The organism is Streptomyces sp. NPDC007971, assembly GCF_042958635.1.
Classification (GTDB): domain Bacteria; phylum Actinomycetota; class Actinomycetes; order Streptomycetales; family Streptomycetaceae; genus Streptomyces.
This window is the reverse complement of sequence record NZ_JBIBJK010000004.1, coordinates 333,883-351,927: the sequence shown is the minus strand read 5'-3', so window position 1 is coordinate 351,927 and position 18,045 is coordinate 333,883. Positions and strand designations below refer to the sequence as shown.

14 protein-coding genes are annotated in these 18,045 nt (G+C 71.6%); 8 read left to right on the top strand and 6 right to left on the bottom strand.

The genetic code is table 11. The features are described from left to right. Position 1: 1 nt before the first annotated feature. Positions 2–979 (bottom strand): hypothetical protein, encoded by a 978-nt coding sequence (locus ACFZCP_RS10695; RefSeq protein ID WP_391425978.1) that lies wholly within the window; start codon positions 977–979, stop codon positions 2–4. 20 nt (positions 980–999) lie between these two features. On the opposite strand from ACFZCP_RS10695, the gene ACFZCP_RS10690 reads away from it, so the two are divergent. From ACFZCP_RS10690 to ACFZCP_RS10660, 7 genes are all read left to right on the top strand, one after another. After that, entirely contained in the window at positions 1,000–2,217 is a 1,218-nt protein-coding gene (locus ACFZCP_RS10690) for a CapA family protein (protein WP_391425976.1), read from the top strand. A 340-nt stretch (positions 2,218–2,557) separates the two neighbouring features. After that, positions 2,558–4,816, top strand: coding sequence for a HAMP domain-containing protein (locus tag ACFZCP_RS10685; protein ID WP_391425974.1), 2,259 nt, complete (start codon positions 2,558–2,560; stop codon positions 4,814–4,816). A gap of 6 nt (positions 4,817–4,822) precedes the next feature. Next, positions 4,823–6,433, top strand: a complete 1,611-nt coding sequence (gene pgsB, locus ACFZCP_RS10680) for a poly-gamma-glutamate synthase PgsB (protein ID WP_391425972.1) — start codon at positions 4,823–4,825, stop codon at positions 6,431–6,433. Further along, entirely contained in the window at positions 6,430–6,912 is a 483-nt protein-coding gene (locus ACFZCP_RS10675) for a poly-gamma-glutamate biosynthesis protein PgsC/CapC (RefSeq protein ID WP_361126743.1), read from the top strand. The genes pgsB and ACFZCP_RS10675 overlap by 4 nt, the downstream gene beginning before the upstream one ends. Positions 6,913–6,951: 39 nt before the next feature. Further along, positions 6,952–8,007, top strand: a complete 1,056-nt coding sequence (locus ACFZCP_RS10670; protein ID WP_391425971.1) for an NlpC/P60 family protein — start codon at positions 6,952–6,954, stop codon at positions 8,005–8,007. Positions 8,008–8,068: 61 nt separating this feature from the next. Further along, positions 8,069–9,085, top strand: coding sequence for a hypothetical protein (locus ACFZCP_RS10665; protein ID WP_391425970.1), 1,017 nt, complete (start codon positions 8,069–8,071; stop codon positions 9,083–9,085). Between the two features lie 10 nt (positions 9,086–9,095). Next, on the top strand, positions 9,096–9,488 hold the full coding sequence (locus ACFZCP_RS10660; protein ID WP_391426205.1) for a hypothetical protein: 393 nt from the start codon (positions 9,096–9,098) through the stop codon (positions 9,486–9,488). Positions 9,489–9,549: 61 nt separating this feature from the next. Here the strand turns inward: ACFZCP_RS10660 and ACFZCP_RS10655 are convergent, their stop codons facing one another. From ACFZCP_RS10655 to ACFZCP_RS10635, 5 genes are all read right to left on the bottom strand, one after another. Further along, positions 9,550–11,679 carry a 3-hydroxyacyl-CoA dehydrogenase NAD-binding domain-containing protein gene (locus ACFZCP_RS10655; protein WP_391425968.1) on the bottom strand — a complete coding sequence of 710 codons (2,130 nt, stop codon included), beginning with the start codon at positions 11,677–11,679 and terminating at the stop codon, positions 9,550–9,552. Further along, positions 11,676–12,896, bottom strand: coding sequence for an acetyl-CoA C-acyltransferase (locus ACFZCP_RS10650; protein WP_362684482.1), 1,221 nt, complete (start codon positions 12,894–12,896; stop codon positions 11,676–11,678). The genes ACFZCP_RS10655 and ACFZCP_RS10650 overlap by 4 nt, the downstream gene beginning before the upstream one ends. 624 nt (positions 12,897–13,520) lie before the next feature. Beyond that, positions 13,521–14,804, bottom strand: a complete 1,284-nt coding sequence (locus tag ACFZCP_RS10645) for an HRDC domain-containing protein (RefSeq protein WP_391425965.1) — start codon at positions 14,802–14,804, stop codon at positions 13,521–13,523. Positions 14,805–14,997: 193 nt separating this feature from the next. Continuing rightward, a complete protein-coding gene (locus ACFZCP_RS10640) occupies positions 14,998–15,657 on the bottom strand; it encodes a LuxR C-terminal-related transcriptional regulator (RefSeq protein ID WP_391425963.1) in 660 nt (219 codons plus the stop codon). A gap of 418 nt (positions 15,658–16,075) precedes the next feature. Then, a complete protein-coding gene (locus ACFZCP_RS10635) occupies positions 16,076–16,753 on the bottom strand; it encodes a DUF3000 family protein (RefSeq protein WP_391425962.1) in 678 nt (225 codons plus the stop codon). A 218-nt stretch (positions 16,754–16,971) separates the two neighbouring features. On the opposite strand from ACFZCP_RS10635, the gene hemE reads away from it, so the two are divergent. Then, positions 16,972–18,039 carry a uroporphyrinogen decarboxylase gene (gene hemE / locus ACFZCP_RS10630; RefSeq protein ID WP_391425960.1) on the top strand — a complete coding sequence of 356 codons (1,068 nt, stop codon included), beginning with the start codon at positions 16,972–16,974 and terminating at the stop codon, positions 18,037–18,039. The last annotated feature ends 6 nt before the right edge of the window (positions 18,040–18,045 follow it).

Below are 18,045 nucleotides of genomic sequence, written 5' to 3'. Positions count from 1 at the left end.
CTCACGGTGTCACAGGCGCGGTCGCCCAGCGGCGTGTGACCTCCGTGACGGAGGCGGCCGCTCGCTCGGCCGCCGATCCGCCCGCTCGCACCTCGGGAGCGAACTCCACGTGCAGGAAGGGAACGTGTGCGGCGTCGGCGGCACGGCCCTGCATGTTCTCGTGGCCCTCCAGCGGGCAGTCCCGCACCCAGGCCCGGCACACGGGGAAGCCGCGCGCGCCCAGGGCGCCGGCCAGCCTGCGGCCGTCCGCGTGGCCCGTGGAGCCGGCGCCGGTGGAGGCGACCACGTCGTACCCCGGCACGGAGGCGGCGGCGAAGCCGTGCAGCTGGACCCCGGGCATCCCGCGACGGACCAGTTCGGCGCAGACGGCGTGGAAGACGGTGTCCCGGCGGTGCGCCACGTCCGCGGCGTTCCCGATCCCGGCTTTGCGGTGTGCGCCCGCAATCACCAGGATGCCGCCGGGGGAGTCGCGCAGGACCCGTACGCCCAGCTGCTCGGTGCCGAGGTCGGCGACCGGGTGCGGGACCTGCACCGACCAGCGTGGCCGGTGGTCGAGGTCCAGGTAGACCCGGCCCCAGCCGCGCGGGGCCACGGCGTCGTCGGTGCGGTCGGCCACCTCGGTGTAGCGGTGTCCGGAGACCCGGTCGACAACGGTGCGCACGGTGAAGTCCCGTTCGGACAGCAACCGTTCCGCCTCGGTCCGGTGGCCGTCCAGGAGCAGGCCGACCGCCTTCGCGACGGCCGTGCGGTCCGCCCGGCCGGGCTGCCGGTAGCCGTGGTCCGGGCCGAAGCGGCGGGTGTAGTCCGCCACCTCCTGCGCCAGGTCGACCTGCTGGACGCCGTGGCCGGGGCGGGGGTCGGCCGGAGCCGCACCCCCACCGCGGGTGGCGCGGAGCACGGCGGTCAGACCGCCGGCGAGACCAGCGATGACCAGCAGAATTGTTGCGATCGTTATGATTCGCGAGCGAGTGGCTCTCATGGCTGTATCAAGATATCCCGGTGAAGAGAAGCCGTTCCCGCTCCCTGCTGGCCCTCCTGGCCCCGCTCTCCCTCGTCGCCACCGTCGCCGGGTGCGGCCTCCTTACGGACGACGGAGGTGACCCGGGCAGCGGGCGTACCTTCACCGTCGCGGCGGCCGGGGACATCCTGATGCACCCCGAGCTGGTCGACCAGGCCCGCAAGGACGCCAAGCGCACGGGCAAGGGCGTGGCCGGTCTGGACTTCGGGCCGATGATGGCCGGCATCAAGCCGGTGATCAGCAAGGCGGACCTGGCGATCTGTCACTTCGAGCCGGTGATGGGCACCCCCAACGGCCCCTTCGAGGGCTTTCCGGACTTCCAGGTCCCCCCGCAGACCGCGAAGACGATCAAGGATCTCGGCTACGACACCTGCTCCACCGCCTCCAACCACACGCTCGACCACGGGTACCAGGGGGTGAAGCGCACCCTGGACGCGCTGGACGCCGCCGGGGTGAAGCACACGGGCTCCTTCCGTACCCGGAAGGAGGCGCTCACGCCGCTGGTCATGGACGTCAAGGGCGTCAAGGTCGCGCAGATATCGTTCGCCTACGGCTTCAACGAGCCGCACCGGCTGCCGAAGGACAAGCCGTGGCTCGCCAACCAGCAGGACCTCGGCCGGATCAAGGCTGCTGAACAGCAGGCCCGCAAGGCCGGCGCCGAGGTGGTGATCCTCTCGCTGCACTGGGGGCACGAGCACGAGCCGAGCCCCACCGCCACGCAGCTCTCCTTCGCCCGGCAGATCGCCCGGTCCACCGGCATCAACCTGGTCATCGGCCACCACGCACACGTCGTGCAGCCGATGGAGAAGGTCGACGGCACCTGGGTCGCCTACGGTCTCGGCAACCAGATCGCGCGGCACGAGGCGCCGACGGGGCTGACCGAGGAGGGCGTGATCGCCTGGTTCACGTTCACCGAGCACGGCAAGGGCCACTGGGAGGTCCGCCCGCGCTTCGAGCCGACGATGCTGCAGTTCCCGCCGGACGCCGAGAACGTCACGGACGGCGGCAAGGCCGCCTACGGCGACGACGACGTACGGGACTACCGCCTGCTGGACGTGGCGGCCGCGCTGCGGGACGACCGCGGTCTGACCGACCGGCAGCGGTCCCGGCTGCGGCTCGCCTTCGAGCGCACCGAGGGCACGCTGTACAACCGCGGCGCGGCCCAGGACGGCCTGAAGCCGCTGACTCCGATGCCCTGACGCCCGGCCAGCGCTCGTTCGACCCTTATGTCCGTTCAGTCCTGACTGTCTGGGCTATGTCCGTTCAGTCCTGACTGCCTGGGCCATGTCTGGTCGGTCCTGACTGCCTGGGCGCGAATGTTGCGCAGACCACATTGGTAAGTGAGCAACTTTAGGCACCTCTTACCTGTCTGAGTGCTGCGGGTGCACCTGTGCAGCCCGCGCGCTCATCGTGTACGCATGTTCGAAATATCGTGTTCTTACTTCTGTGCGGAACCGGCCCGCCCGCACACCCCGAGAGGATCCTCCCTTGGCGTCACCGCCCACGGCGCGGCAGCACCGAGCCCGTCGACGAGCCGACATGTCGCTGCTCGGAGGCATCCGTCCGCCGATCGCGGTGCTGTCAGCGCTCCTCCTGGCGCTCGCCGGCATCACCGCACTCGTGCTGGGCCGTGTCGACCATGCCGGGGTGCCGAAAGCGGTGCTGACCTCCCAGCAGCACTTCGCCGAGGACGGGGCCATCGCGCTGCGGGCCTCCATCGACGAGTCCGTCACCGACCTCACCCGGTCCGCCGCCCTGTTCAGCGCGGGCCAGCCGGTCACCGGCGACGCCGTGCTCGACAAGCTCGGCACCACCTACCAGAAGTGGACAGGCACCGCCGTCGTCGAGATCCGCACCGGCAAGCTGGTCGCGGCCCGGGGCGAGACCGTGCCCCTGACCTCGGTGAACACCTCCACACTCGGCGACGAGGGCGGACTCGCGCCGCGGATGGTCCGGCTGAAGAACGGCGAGACGCGGCTGCTGTCCTTCGCGCTGCTGTCCTGGCCCGGCAAGCCGCAGCTGCTGCTGGTGGCCTCCAACAACCTGAAGTTCCCCGGCATCAGCCTCGGCCAGTTCCGGTCGATCGCCGTGGCCGACCCCGACGGGGCGATCCTCAGCAGCGACGGCATCCCCGAGCCCGAACAGGTGCGCACCAGCACCGACCGCAAGGACATCGCCGCCTCCCGCAAGCAGCTGAAGTCCTTCGCCCAGCTCGCGGCCCGCAAGGCCCGGCAGGACCCGCGCAGCAGCAAGGAGCCCGGCTCCGGCGGCTACCAGGGCGTCAGCGGCAGCCTGATCGGGGGGCATCTGCTGGGCGACCGGTCCGTCGCCGGATACGCCACGCTGGCCGCAGCCGATCCGGGGGAGGTCAGCACCGCCAGCGGCCTCGGCCTGTCGGTGGTGGCCATGGTCGAGGTGACCGAGGACCCCACCCGCGCCGACTCCCCGGTGATCGGCCTGCTGGCGGGCGGGGCGCTGCTCGTGGTCGGCGGGATCGCCGTGGCCGTGCTGCTGGGCACCGTGCAACGCCCGCTGATCCGGCTGTTCCTGGAGTCCCGCCGGCTCAGCCGCGGCGACCTGACCCGGCCCGTCACCGTCCCCGGCTACGGCGAGGCGCACCGCGTCGGCAACGCCCTGGAACGGCTGCGCCGCCAGCTCCTCGGCGAGAGCGCCGAGGCCACCGGCCCGGCCCACCACCCGCGCGGACTGCGCCGTGTCGGCACCCGAGCCCTGCTCGTGGTCGCCGCGGTGCTGCTGCTGGCCTGGTCGGCACCGCTGATGCTGCTGCTCAACCGCGCCGACGGCACGGCCGTCGTACCCCAGCAGCTCGTCAGCGACCAGCGCGAACGCACCGACACCCTCAGCGACCGGGTGCGCCGCGCCCTCAACGAGGGCAGCGCCGACCTGCAGTCGGTCGCCTCCCTCATCGGCAACCGCACCGAAGCCGGGACCATGGACGGGGTGCTGCGACGCACCCTCGACGAGAACCGGCGCTACCGCTCGCTCTACGTCGTCAACTCCTCCGGCGAGGTCCTGGCCCGTGAGGGCAAGGACCCCAAGCTGATCCGCTCCAAGCGGGTCTCCGCCACCCCGCTCCGGCTGCTCGGACACGGCGGCAAGGAGCCCGTCGTCGTCGCCACCGCCGAGATCCCCGGCGGGGACGGCACCCAGCTGGTCGGCGAGTTCCGCATCGAGTTCCTCAACGCCCTGCTCACCCGGCCGGGCATGGGCGTGGTCCGCCTCGTCGACCACGAGGACGAGGTCATCGCCGGCAACACCGGCTTCCTCGCCTTCCAGTCCCTGCCCGACGATCACCTGAAGGACCTGGTCGCGGCCAGCACCCAGCGGCTCGGTAAGAAGGCCCGCGCCAACGGAGTGCTCTACCGCGAGCACGGAGTGCGGATCGCCGCCGCCGCCCCCTTCGCCGGCAGCGGCCCCGCCGACTCGCTCGGCTGGAGCGTGGTCAGCTGGCAGCAGGCCGGCCGGCTCGCCATCCCCGAGTACGAATCCCAGAACCGCACCGTTCTCGCCGGTCTGCTCGGCGCCGCGGCGGCCGTCGCCTGCCTGGGCTGGATGCACATCGTGGTGGCCCGGCCGCTGCGCACGCTGGCCGACCGGGCCGAGGCCCTGGCCGACGGCGACCGCAAGACCGTCCTGTTCCCGCAGCACCACGACGAGGTCGGCGCGGTCACCCGCTCCCTGGAACTCATCCGGCAGCAGCTGCAGGACCAGCGCCGGCAGCAGCCCCGCCGCACCTCGCCCCCCTCGTCCGCGCCGCAGCAGTACACAAGGAACTGATCGCCCGTGCTCTTCCTCTACACCGTGCTGCTGGTGTGCTGCGCGTTCCTGCTCGTCGCGGGAGTCGTGGAACAGCGTCGGCACTTCACGAACCTGGACCACATACCCACGCGGGTGCTGGTCAACGGCATCCGCGGCAAGTCGTCCATCACCCGCCTGTGTGCGGGTGCCCTGCGCGGCGGCGGCCTGACGACCGTCGCCAAGACCACCGGCACCGCGGCCCGGTTCATCCACCCGGACGCCACCGAGGAGCCGGTCTACCGCAAGTTCGGCATCGCCAACGTGGTCGAGCAGATCGGCATCGTGCGGCGCGCCGCCGCGTACAAGCCGGACGCGCTCGTCATCGAGTGCATGGCCGTCATGCCGGCCCTGCAGGAGATCAACCAGTCCAAGCTGATCCGCTCCACCATCGGCGTGCTGTGCAACGTCCGCGAGGACCACCTCGCCGAGATGGGCCCCACCCTCGACGACGTGGCCCGCTCACTGTGCCGCTCGATGCCCGAGGACGGCATCTGCGTCACCGCCGAGAAGGACCGATTCGACATCCTCCAGGAGGAGGCGGACGCCCGGAACTGCCGGCTGGTCTACGCCGACCCCGAGACGGTCAGCGACGAGGAGCTGCGCGGCTTCAGCTGGTTCACCTTCAAGGAGAACGTGGCCATCGCGCTGACCGTCGCCGAACTCCTCGGCGTCGAGAGGGAGACGGCCCTGCAGGGCATGTACGACGCCCCGCCGGACCCCGGCGTCCTCTCCGTCGAGCGCTATCTGACGCCCGGGGGCAAGAAGCTGCGCTTCGCCAACGTCTTCGCGGCCAACGACCCCGAGTCGACACTGATGAACATCAACCAGCTGCTCGACCTCGGTGCCGTCCACCGCCCGCTCAACGTGGTCATCAACTGCCGTCCCGACCGCGTCGAACGCAATGGGCAGATGGGCGAGATCATCCCCGACCTCGACCCCGAGCGCGTCTTCGTCATCGGTCACCCGGCCAAGTCCGCCATCGACGCCATCCCCGCCGAGTTCCGCTCGCGCGCCGTCGACCTCGGCGGCGACAAGCGCGACCCCGAGGAGTTCATGGCCAAGCTGCTGGACCAGCTCGGCCCCGACTCCTCGCTCGTCGCGATCGGCAACATCCACGGCCAGGGCGAGATCCTGCTGGAGCACCTCGCCGAACTGCCGCCGGACGAGAGCGCCGACGAGCCCGCCGCCACGGCCCCGCCCGGCCGCGGCACGGCACCCGGCGTGGCCGAGCACGTGGAGACCGTGCAGCTGTACGCGCCCCGCATCGACCCCTACCAGGGCTATTCCGAGGCGTACGAGACGCGCTACGCGCAGCAGGTGTACATCCCGCAGATCCCCGTGCAGCGGGACGCCGTGCACCCCTACCCGGGACAGGAGCCGGTGCGCCCCGCCGGGCACGAGCGCCCCCACCCGGCCGACGGGTGGACGCAGCCGTACCACGGCGAACGGCCCGGCCCCGCCGCGCCCCAGGGACATCCGGACCCCGGCCTCTCGCACGGCCCGGGCGGGCAGCGCGGGCTGTTCGAGCCCCGCGTCGCCCCCCAGCAGCCCGCCGACGACAGCCAGCAGTGGCACAGCCCAGGAGAACAGCAGTGATCCCCTCCGTCCTCACCCCCGAGATCGCCGCGATCGGCATCGGCCTGGGCCTCGTGTTCTCGTTGATGTGCTATCTGACGACCAACCTGTCGCCCGGCGGCATGATCACACCGGGCTGGCTCGCGCTCACCCTCATCGAGGACCTGCAGCGGGCCGCGCTGGTGGTCGGCGTCACCGTGCTGACCTACCTCGCGACGCTGCTCATGCAGAAGTTCGTGATCCTGTACGGCAAGCGGCTGTTCGCGGCCGTGGTGCTCAGCGGCGTGCTCATCCAGGCCACTGTGATCATCGTGCTGCAGATGGAGTTCCCGCTGCTGTACGCCAACCAGACGCTCGGCTTCATCGTCCCGGGCCTGGTCGGCTACCAGCTCGTCCGCCAGCCCAAGGGCGCGACGCTGCTGTCCGTCGGAACGGTCACCCTCGCCACCTACGTGGTGCTGACCGCCGGAATTCTGCTGGGCGCCCTGCCGTCCGCCTGAACCCGCCCCCGTACTCGACGCAATCCTGGAGCCCCCACCATGCCGAAGCGCAAAGGCCGCCCCGTCGTCCATGCGGCAACGGTCCTGGCGCTGCTCGCGGGCAGCGCCTACTTCACCTACGAACTGCGCAAGGACGAGCAGGCGAAGGTCCCGGCCGCCCAGACCGTCACCGACAACACCCTGCGCAACTCGAACGCGGCGACCGGCAAGCAGACCTGGGAGCGACTGAACGACCCGGCGCGCTCCGTGCTGCGCGACGCCAAGGGCGCGGTCGTCGCCACCTTCACCGACGGCGCCCGCACCGCCACGCTCAAGGGCCCGTCCCGGACCTTCGGCGAGCCGGCCAACACCAGCACCAAGGTGGTCACCGACGACTGGGTCCGCCTCATGCCGGAGCCGTGGACCAAGGGCGCCCAGGACCAGCAGTGGTTCAAGGACTGGTTCAAGCAGTACTACGGGAGCCAGGAGGACGACGTCTTCGCGATCGCCTTCCAGTACGTGCAGGGCGCCCCGGTCAAGAAGGACGCCACGGGCGTGCCGTACCGGGGCGACGCGGTCTTCGGGCCGTACAAGGCGGACGGCGTGGACCGCCTGGAGCAGAACGACTTCTACGACTACCTCGGCATCCCGTACACCTTCCGCAACGGGACCACGCTGTCCCCGCGCCCCGAGCGCTACCGGGCCCTGGACTGCTCCGGCTTCATGCGCATGGTGTGGGGCTACCGCTCCCGCTACCCGCTGATGGCCTCCGACACCCTCGGCGACGGCCTGCCCCGCTCCGCCAACGGCATGGCGCGCTCCAAGGCCGGCGTCGACATCATCAAGCTCCAGGGCCCCGCTCCCTGGTACACCCGACCGAAGAACACCGACACGCTGCAGCCCGGGGACCTGCTGTTCTTCAAGATGGACCACCGCACCGCCGACCACATCGACCACGTCGCCCTCTACCTGGGCCTGGACACCGAGGGCCACAAGGTCTTCGTCTCCAGCCGCAAGGAACAGAACGGCCCCACGATGGGCGACAAGGGCGGTGTCTCCCGCATCGACGGCAACGGCTTCTACGCCGAGCTGTTCCGCAGCGCGAAGCGGCTGTGACCGTGGACGGACGGCACAGCCCGGGCGCCGGCGGGTGCGCGGACCGGCCGGGGGCGAACCGGTGAACGGTGACTGGCTCCTGCGCGCCCGCGACGGCCGGCTCAGTGTCTACCAACTGTCGGCCGACGCCGTCCTGTGCCGGGCGCAGCGCGGGCCGGGCGGGCCCTGGACCGAGCCCCGCAGGGTGGGCGGCGACCAGAGACTTCACCCCGTCCTCGCCGTCGGCCAGGGCGCCGACGGCTACGCCCACCTGGTCTCCTGGCGGCCCACGAAGCAGGGCGAGTCCGGCCTGGTGCACTCCACCCACTACAGCCCGCGCCTCGCGGCGCTGGACTGGAACCCGATCGGCCACCCGAACAGGACCGGCGACCGTACGGGGCAGCCCGCGGTCGCCGTGGACGCCCGGGGCCGCGCCCATGTCTTCGTGCGCAACAGGGACGGCGGGGTGAGCCTGCTCGCGCAGAAGGAGAAGGGCGGCTGGGAGCCCTGGCGCGATCTGAAGGGCCGGGAGGTCCAGGACGGCCTGGCGGCCGTGACGGGGGAGTCCGGCAGGGTCGAACTGTACGCGGCCGCCCCCGGGGCCCTCCTGCACTGGCGTCAGGAGGAGCCGGGCGCCCAGCCGGTCCTCCGGGAGACCCTGGAGACCGGGGTCCGCCCGGGCACCCTGTACGCCCTGGCCACGTCGCCCGAGCACACCACCGTCCTCTACACCGACGACGCGGGCGACCTGTGCGCCTGGCGCCCCGGCGGCAGGCCGGCCACCCTCCTGCCCTCGGCGGGACACGGCCGGACCGTGGCGGTCCGCTGCGAGCTCGACGGCCACGACTGCACCTTGCTGGCGCAGCGCTCGGCGAGCGGCCGGGTGGCCTTCGCCGCCTATCCCACCGAGCGGGAGTCGGCGGGCGCCTGGTGGACCGAGTCGGGCCCGCAGCTGCCGGTGGACGCGCTGGTGTCCCTGGCCGTGGACGAGGACGGCCGGGTGGTGGCGGCAACGCTGTCCCCCTCCACCGGCCGGCTCCTGCTGACCGGACGCAAGGACGAGGTGGGGCTGGCGCTGAAGGCGTGGCGGCAGCTCTGAGTGCGCCATGATGGCGGTCGTGGACACCGAGACACTCATAGGCGCCTGGCGGCGCCTCCTCAGCGGCTCCGGAAAATCGTGGGTGCTCTTCGAGCACGGCACCTGTGTGGTGCTGGAGGAGCCCGAGGGGGCGCTCGCCGACCGGGCGAGCGAGATCCTGCGCGAGTTCGGACCCGTGCACGTGGGCGGTCCGGCGGGCGACTTCCGGGTGCTGGAGCTCAAGAGCGACGAGGGCTGGCTGGTGACCGGCCACCACCCGGACGTCGTCACCTTCGTCGCCCAGGAGGAGTCCGAGGATCCCTCGCACCTGGCGGTCGGGATCCACGGGCGGTCCAAGCGCGACCGCGACGGCAGGGAACTGAACGTCGTCCATGTCGAGGACGCGCGCCCGCCCACCCCCTGACACGCCGATGCCCGGCACACCCCGAGGTGTGCCGGGCATCGCAGGACGGTTGCGCGGTCCGTTACTGCGGGACGCTCGCCACGCCCGGAGCCAGGAACGGCTTGCCGTTCACGCGCTCCGAGACACCCTCACGGTCCAGGTACGGCGTGATGCCGCCCAGGTGGAAGGGCCAGCCGGCGCCCGTGATCAGGCACAGGTCGATGTCCTGGGCCTCGGCGACGACGCCCTCGTCGAGCATGAGCCCGATCTCCTGCGCCACCGCGTCCAGCACCCGCGCCCGCACCTGCTCCTCGGTCAGGACGACATCGCCCTGCTGCAGCAGCGCGGCGACCTCCGGGTCCAGCTCCGGCTTGCCGCTGTCGTAGACGTAGAAGCCGCGCTTGCCCGCCTTGACGACGGCCGCGAGGTTCGGGGAGACCGTGAAGCGGTCCGGGAAGGCCCGGTTGAGGGTCTCCGAGACGTGCAGGCCGATCGCCGGGCCGACCAGCTCCAGCAGCACCAGCGGGGACATCGGCAGGCCGAGCGGCTCGATCGCCTTCTCGGCGACCTCGACCGGGGTGCCCTCGTCGATGACGTTCTGGATCTCACCCATGAAGCGGGTCAGGATGCGGTTCACGACGAACGCCGGGGCGTCCTTGGTGAGGACCGCGGTCTTCTTGAGCTTCTTGGCGACCGCGAAGGCGGTGGCCAGCGAGGCGTCGTCGGTCTTCTCGCCGCGGACGATCTCGAGGAGCGGGAGGACGGCGACCGGGTTGAAGAAGTGGAAGCCCACGACCCGCTCGGGGTTCTTGAGCTTCGACGCCATCTCCGTCACCGACAGCGAGGAGGTGTTGGTGGCGAAGATCGCGTGCGCCGGGGCGACCGCCTCGACCTCCGCGAACACCTGCTGCTTGACACCGATCTCCTCGAACACGGCCTCGATGACGAAGTCCGCGTCGGAGAAGCCCTCGGCCTTGTCCAGGACACCGGTGACCAGCGCCTTGAGGCGGTTGGCCTTGTCCTGGTTGATCCGGCCCTTGCCGAGCAGCTTGTCGATCTCGGCGCGCACGTAGCCCACACCCTTGTCGACGCGCTCCTGGTCGATGTCGGTCAGGACGACCGGCACCTCCAGACGGCGCAGGAAGAGCAGCGCGAGCTGGCTGGCCATCAGACCGGCACCGACGACGCCGACCTTGGTGACCGGGCGGGCCAGGTTCTTGTCCGGGGCGCCCGCGGGGCGCTTGCCGCGCTTCTGCACCAGGTTGAACGCGTAGATGCCCGAGCGCAGCTCGCCGCCCATGATGAGGTCGGCGAGGGCCTGGTCCTCGGCGTCGTAGCCCTGCTGGAGGTCGCCGTTCTTGGCGGCGGCGATGATGTCGAGGGCGCGGTAGGCGGCCGGGGCCGCACCGTGCACCTTGCCGTCCGCGATGAAGCGGCCCTTGGCGACGGCCTGGTCCCAGCCCTCGCCGCGGTCGATCACCGGGCGCTCGACCTCGATGTCGCCCTTGAGGACCTGCGCGGTCCACAGCAGCGACTGCTCCAGGAAGTCGGCGCCCTCGAAGATCGCGTCCGCGATGCCGAGGTCGAAGACCTGCTGGCCCTTGAGCTGCTTGTTCTGGTTGAGGCTGTTCTCGATGATGACCGAGACGGCCTTGTCGGCGCCGATCAGGTTCGGCAGGATCGTGCAGCCGCCCCAGCCCGGGACCAGACCGAGGAAGACCTCGGGCAGCGAGAACGCCGGGATGGCCTTCGACACCGTGCGGTAGGTGCAGTGCAGACCGACCTCGACGCCGCCGCCCATCGCCGCGCCGTTGTAGTACGCGAACGTCGGGACCGCGAGGCCCGCGAGGCGCTTGAAGACCTCGTGGCCGCCCTTGCCGATGGCGAGCGCGTCCTCGTGCTTCTTCAGCAGCTCGACGCCCTTGAGGTCGGCGCCGACGGCGAAGATGAACGGCTTGCCGGTGACACCGACGCCGACGATGGTGCCCTCGGCCGCCTCCTTCTCGACCTGGTCGACGGCGGTGTTGAGGTTCGCCAGCGAGGCCGGGCCGAAGGTGGTCGGCTTGGTGTGGTCCAGGCCGTTGTCCAGCGTGATCAGGGCGAAGCGCCCGGCACCGAACGGCAGGTCGAAGTGGCGCACGTGCGCCTGGGTCACGACCTCGTCCGGGAACAGCTCGGCCGCGCCCTTCAGGAGTTCAGCGGTGGTGCTCACTTGTCGCCTCCGTCGAAGTGCGGGTTCTCCCAGATGACCGTCGCGCCCATGCCGAAGCCGACGCACATGGTCGTCAGGCCGTAGCGGACGTTCGGCTGCTCCTCGAACTGGCGGGCCAGCTGCGTCATCAGCCGGACGCCGGAGGAGGCCAGCGGGTGGCCGAAGGCGATCGCGCCGCCGTACTGGTTGACGCGCGCGTCGTCGTCGGCGATGCCGTAGTGCTCCAGGAAGGCCAGGACCTGGACGGCGAAGGCCTCGTTGATCTCGAAGAGACCGATGTCGCCGATGCCGAGACCCGCCTTGGCGAGCGCCTTCTCGGTCGCCGGGATCGGGCCGTAGCCCATGACCTCGGGCTCGACACCCGCGAAGGCGTACGAGACGAGGCGCATCTTGACCGGCAGGCCGTTCTCGCGGGCGAAGTCCTCGCTCGCGATGATCGAGGCGGTGGCGCCGTCGTTCAGACCGGCCGCGTTACCGGCGGTGACCCGGCCGTGGACGCGGAACGGCGTCTTCAGACCCGACAGGTTCTCCAGGGTGGTCCCCGGGCGCATCGGCTCGTCGGCCGTGACCAGGCCCCAGCCGGTCTCGCCGGCCTCCGGGCTGGTGCGGCGCACCGAGATCGGCACCAGGTCCTGCTGGATCTTGCCGTTGGCGTACGCCTTGGCGGCCTTCTCCTGCGAGCGCACGGCGTATTCGTCGGCGCGCTGCTTGGTGATGGTCGGGTAGCGGTCGTGCAGGTTCTCGGCGGTCATGCCCATGAACAGGGCGGACTCGTCGACCAGCTTCTCGCTGACGAACCGCGGGTTCGGGTCCACGCCCTCGCCCATGGGGTGGCGGCCCATGTGCTCGACACCACCGGCGATGACGGCGTCGTAGGCGCCGAACGCGATCGAACCGGCGGTGGCCGTCACGGCGGTCAGGGCGCCGGCGCACATGCGGTCGATCGAGTAGCCCGGGACCGACTGGGGCAGGCCGGCGAGGATGCCGGCGGTGCGGCCGAGGGTCAGGCCCTGGTCGCCGATCTGGGTGGTCGCGGCGATGGCGACCTCGTCGATCTTCTTCGGGTCCAGGCCGGGGTTGCGGCGCAGCAGCTCCCGGATCGCCTTCACGACGAGGTCGTCGGCGCGGGTCTCGTGGTAGATGCCCTTCGGGCCCGCCTTGCCGAACGGGGTGCGGACGCCGTCGACGAAGACGACGTCCCTGACGGTACGAGGCACGATGGCTCTCCTCCAGGGTGCGGGGTGGCACAGCTGCGACACGCAAGCGCTGAGCGCGCGCTCAGGCTCATGCTACTTATGAGTAACGTAGCTGCACAGTCCTGGCGGGTGGAGCGGCGAACGTCACACCAGGAGGCCGACCCGACAGGACCCCGGCACTACGGACCGCACCCACCCGTCCCCCAGCGAAACGTCCGCCCACACTGATCCGATGCCCTTCCCGGGCCGGCGAATCCCGTGAGGGCTCAAGACAGCGCCGGCAGAGCCGAAAATGCCGGGCAGCGCGAGGCAGTGCCAGGCGGTACGGGCAGAGCCGGAAGAGTCTCCAGAGCCGAAAGCGACGACAGCCACAGCACCTGCACACAGCCCCAGCAGCAATCTTGGCGCGTTCCCGACGCCCCGCTGCCGCCCCGCAAGGGGCGCGGGGACCTACGCGAACGGCCACAACGAACCCGCACCCACCGCACACGACCAGGCCCTACGCCCCCCGGACACTGACACGCAAGCGGGCGCCCCCTCAGTGGCGCCCCCTCAGTGGCGCGGGGACCTACGCGAACGGCCACGACCCACCCGCAGCCGCCGCACCACGCCCAGGTCCTACGGCGCTTGGGCGCCCGGCCCGCCCTACCCCTTCGGGGCCAGCGCCGAAACCAGCACCGCCGAAACCTGTTCCACCTGCCACGCACGCGCACCGTACCCGGCCAGCGCGGCCCCCACCGCCTGCGCATCGGCGACCGGAGGCTCCCAGCAGATCCGGCGCACGGTGTCCGGAGAGATCAGGTTCTCCTGGGGCATGTTGAGCTGCTCGGCCAGGGCCGACACCCCGGCCCGGGCGGCGGAGAGCCGCGCCGCGGCGGCGGGGTCCTTGTCGGCCCAGGCCCGCGGCGGCGGCGGGCCGGTGACGGGCTGCCCCGGCTGCGGCAGCTGCGTCTCGGTCAGGGCCCTGGCACGGTCCACCGCGGCCTGCCACTGCTCCAGCTGCCGCCGTCCCGTGCGGTGCCCGAACCCGTTCAGCGCCGAGAGCGCGTGCACGTTGACCGGAAGGGCGAGCGCCGCCTCCACGATGGCGGCGTCGCTGAGCACCTTGCCCGGCGACACGTCCCGCCGCTGGGCGATCCGGTCCCGCGTCTGCCACAGCTCCCGCACGACGGCCAGCTGCCGGCGCCGCCGCACCTTGTGCATGCCGGACGTGCGGCGCCAGGGATCCTTGCGGGGCTCGGCCGGCGGCGCGGAGGCGATCGCGTCGAACTCCTGGCGGGCCCACTCCAGCTTGCCCTGCCGGTCCAGATCCTTCTCCAGCGCGTCGCGCAGGTCGACGAGGAGCTCCACGTCCAGCGCGGCGTAGCGCAGCCACGGCTCGGGCAGCGGGCGGGTGGACCAGTCGACGGCGGAGTGGCCCTTCTCCAGGACGAAGCCGAGGACGCTCTCGACCATGGCGCCGAGCCCGACCCGGGGGAATCCGGCCAGCCGGCCGGCCAGCTCGGTGTCGAACAGCGCGGTCGGCATCATGCCTATCTCCCGCAGACAGGGCAGATCCTGGGTGGCCGCGTGCAGCACCCATTCGACGCCGGTCAGCGCCTCGCCGAGGCCCGAGAGGTCGGGACAGGCGACGGGATCGATCAGTGCGCTGCCGGCCCCCTCGCGGCGCAGCTGCACCAGGTAGGCGCGCTGGCCGTAGCGGTAGCCGGAGGCGCGCTCGGCGTCGACGGCGACGGGGCCGGAACCGGCGGCGAACGCGGCGATCACCTCGGCGAGCGCGGCCTCGTCGGCGATCACCGGCGGAATGCCCTCGCGCGGTTCGAGCAGTGGGGTCGGCGCCCCCGTCACAGACCCTCCGGCGTCGTCCGGAGGAGTGCCTCCGGTGGTGCGCAGGGAAGCGTCTGCTGCGGTGTCTTGGGCGTCGGTCACATGTCAAGGGTATCCATGTGTGGACAGCGCCCGTCGCCGGAACGTTCCGTCGACGGGCGCCGGAGGGTCGTAAACCAGTCAGGCCGGTGAAACGTCGGGTTCACATGACTGAACCGGTGCTTCCGCCGAGCGGCCCGGCGGAGGGCGTGGCGCAGGGTGGGGTGCGGGGTCGGGTGCAGGGTCGGGTGCAGGGTCAGTGGATGATTCCGGTGCGCAGGGCGACGGCCACCATGCCGGCCCGGTCGCCCGTGCCGAGCTTGCGCGCGATGCGGGCCAGGTGGCTCTTCACGGTCAGTGCGGACAGGCCCATCGAGACGCCGATGGCCTTGTTCGACTGGCCCTCGGCGACCAGCCGCAGCACCTCGACCTCGCGTCCGGACAGCTCGCGGTAGCCGCCCGGGTGGCTCGGGGCACCCGGGGGGCGGCGGTGCATACGGGCGCCGGCGCCGAGGGGGGCGGCGCCGGGCCGTGGGGGCAGTCCGATGTTGGTCCGGGTGCCGGTGACGACGTAGCCCTTCACCCCGCCCGCCAGGGCGTTGCGGACGGCGCCGATGTCGTCGGCTGCGGAGAGGGCCAGTCCGTTGGGCCAGCCCGCGGCGCGGGTCTCGGACAGCAGGGTCAGGCCGGAGCCGTCGGGCAGGTGGACGTCGGCGACACAGATGTCGCGGGGGTTGCCGATGCGGGGACGAGCCTCCGCGATGGACGAGGCTTCGATGACATCGCGCACACCGAGCGCCCACAGATGGCGGGTGACGGTGGAGCGGACGCGCGGGTCGGCCACGACCACCATGGCGGTCGGCTTGTTCGGGCGGTAGGCGACCAGGCTTGCGGGCTGCTCGAGGAGAACGGACACCAGGCCTCCTGGGGTGGGGGACGGGGGCCGGCTTTGGGGAAGAAGCCGGGACGAACCGTGCTTTCAAGGTCACAGTCGTCTTCGGCAGCAAACCCGTCCGCCTTTAGAGAATGATCACGATCTAGTGAGTAACAATCCGTGCAATTCGGACACGCGATCGATCATCCGAAGATCGAATCGGTTCGGGCTGATGCGATTCGAGTGCAGGAAGTGGCCGTATCGACAAAGAGATGGTCAATAGCACCTTCGCGAGGATGACGCGGGTGTGACCGGTCGTGACGTCACCGGGGCGGGGAACCCCGTCCTGCTGTGACCGGGGGTTCCCGCTCCACCAGGACTGCCGCCCCTGTCCCTGCCGTGATGCCCGTGCTCCGCTGCCGTGACGCCCCCTGCTCCGCCGGGACTGCCGCCCGCGTCCCTACCGGGACTGCGGCCCCCTGCGCTGCGGCAGGGTCACCACCGAGGCGTCACCGGGACCGGCCGGGGGCAGCCCGCCGACCTGGGCCAGCAGATCGCACCAGGAGGCCAGGTGGGCTGCGGTGTCCGGCACCCCGCCCAGGCCCTCGCGGGGCGTCCAGGAGGCACGGATCTCGATCTGCGAGGCGGGCGCCCGCTCGGCCAGCCCGCCGAAGTAGTGCGAGCTCGCGCGCGTGACCGTGCCGCTCGGCTCGCCGTAGGTGAGCCCCCGCGCCTGCAGCGCGCCGGTCAGCCACGACCAGCACACCTCGGGCAGCAGCGGATCGGCGGCCATCTCCGGCTCCAGCTCCGCGCGCACCAGGGTCACCAGCCGGAACGTGCCGCGCCAGGCCTCGTGCCCGGCCGGGTCGTGCAGCAGCACCAGCCGCCCGTCGGCCAGATCCTGGTCGCCGTCGACCACCACGGCCTCCAGCGCGTACGCGAACGGGGCGAGCCGCTGCGGGGCGGGCGTCGGCTCCACCTCGACCTGCGGTCGCAGACGCGCGGTGCGCAGGGCCTCCACCGCGGCCCGGAACGCCGGCGGGGTGGTGTTGCCCGGATGCCGGTCCGCCTCACCGGCCTCCTTCGCGTCGTCCGTCCCGTCCGTACTGTCCGACGTTCGTCCTTGAGCCGCAGCCATGGCGGAAGAGTAAGGGGAACTGGCGCTCGGTGCTGGCCTAGACACCCCGCACCGGATGTGCCGTAGCGGCCGCGAGCCACCTGCCGGGTCCGCCGCACCGGCCCGGACGGCCTGGTGCAGCGGCGTCCGACGGCCTTCCGCGCGAGCGCCGGAAGGGCCCACGCGCAAGCGCCGGACGGGCTGCGTGTCGCTCACCGGGGTCGTGCGAGACTTTCCCCGTGACCGCCAACGACACCCCTACGGGCCAGCAGCCGACAGCGACGTACGACAGCGCCTTCCTCAAGGCGTGCAGGCGCGAGCCCGTGCCGCACACCCCCGTGTGGTTCATGCGCCAGGCCGGCCGCTCCCTGCCGGAGTACCGCAAGGTGCGCGAGGGCATCCCCATGCTGGAGTCCTGCACGCGGCCCGAGCTGGTCACCGAGATCACGCTGCAGCCGGTGCGCCGGCACGGCGTGGACGCGGCCATCTACTACAGCGACATCGTCGTCCCGCTGAAGGCCATCGGCATCGACCTCGACATCAAGCCCGGCATCGGCCCGGTCGTCGAGGAGCCCATCCGCACCCGAGCCGACCTGGCCCGGCTGCGCGACCTCACGCCCGAGGACGTCTCCTACGTCACCGAGGCGATCGGCCTGCTCACCAAGGAACTGGGCGCCACCCCGCTGATCGGTTTCGCGGGCGCGCCTTTCACCCTCGCGAGCTACCTCATCGAGGGCGGTCCCTCTCGCACGTTCGAGAACGCCAAGGCGATGATGTACGGCGACCCCGAGCTGTGGGCCGATCTGCTGGACCGCCTCGCCGACATCACGGCCGCCTTCCTGAAGGTGCAGATCGAGGCCGGCGCCAGCGCGGTCCAGCTGTTCGACTCCTGGGTCGGCGCCCTCGCCCCGGCCGACTACCGACGCTCGGTCATGCCGGCCTCCGCGAAGGTCTTCGACGCCGTCGCCGGCTACGGCGTCCCGCGCATCCACTTCGGTGTCGGCACCGGTGAGCTGCTGAAGCTCATGGGCGATGCCGGCGCGGACGTCGTCGGCGTCGACTATCGCGTCCCGCTGGACGAAGCGGTGCGCCGCGTCGGCCCCGGCAAGGCGCTCCAGGGCAACATCGACCCGACGGTCCTGTTCACGGACAAGGACACCGTCGAGGCCCGGGCCCGCGAGGTCCTCGACGCGGCCGCCGGCCTGGAGGGCCACGTCTTCAACCTGGGCCACGGCGTGCTGCCGAACACCGACCCGGACGCGCTGACCCGGCTCGTGGACTACGTCCACACGCACAGCGCCCGCTGAGCGGAC

What these genes read in the sequence shown, in the direction of transcription:
- ACFZCP_RS10695 (WP_391425978.1), bottom strand. Translation starts at nt 979, where the DNA reads ATGAGAGCCACTCGCTCGCGAATCATAACGATCGCAACAATTCTGCTG.
- ACFZCP_RS10685 (WP_391425974.1), top strand. Translation starts at nt 2,558, where the DNA reads ATGTCGCTGCTCGGAGGCATCCGTCCGCCGATCGCGGTGCTGTCAGCG.
- ACFZCP_RS10670 (WP_391425971.1), top strand. Translation starts at nt 6,952, where the DNA reads ATGCCGAAGCGCAAAGGCCGCCCCGTCGTCCATGCGGCAACGGTCCTG.
- ACFZCP_RS10660 (WP_391426205.1), top strand. Translation starts at nt 9,096, where the DNA reads ATGGCGGTCGTGGACACCGAGACACTCATAGGCGCCTGGCGGCGCCTC.
- ACFZCP_RS10635 (WP_391425962.1), bottom strand. Translation starts at nt 16,753, where the DNA reads ATGGCTGCGGCTCAAGGACGAACGTCGGACAGTACGGACGGGACGGAC.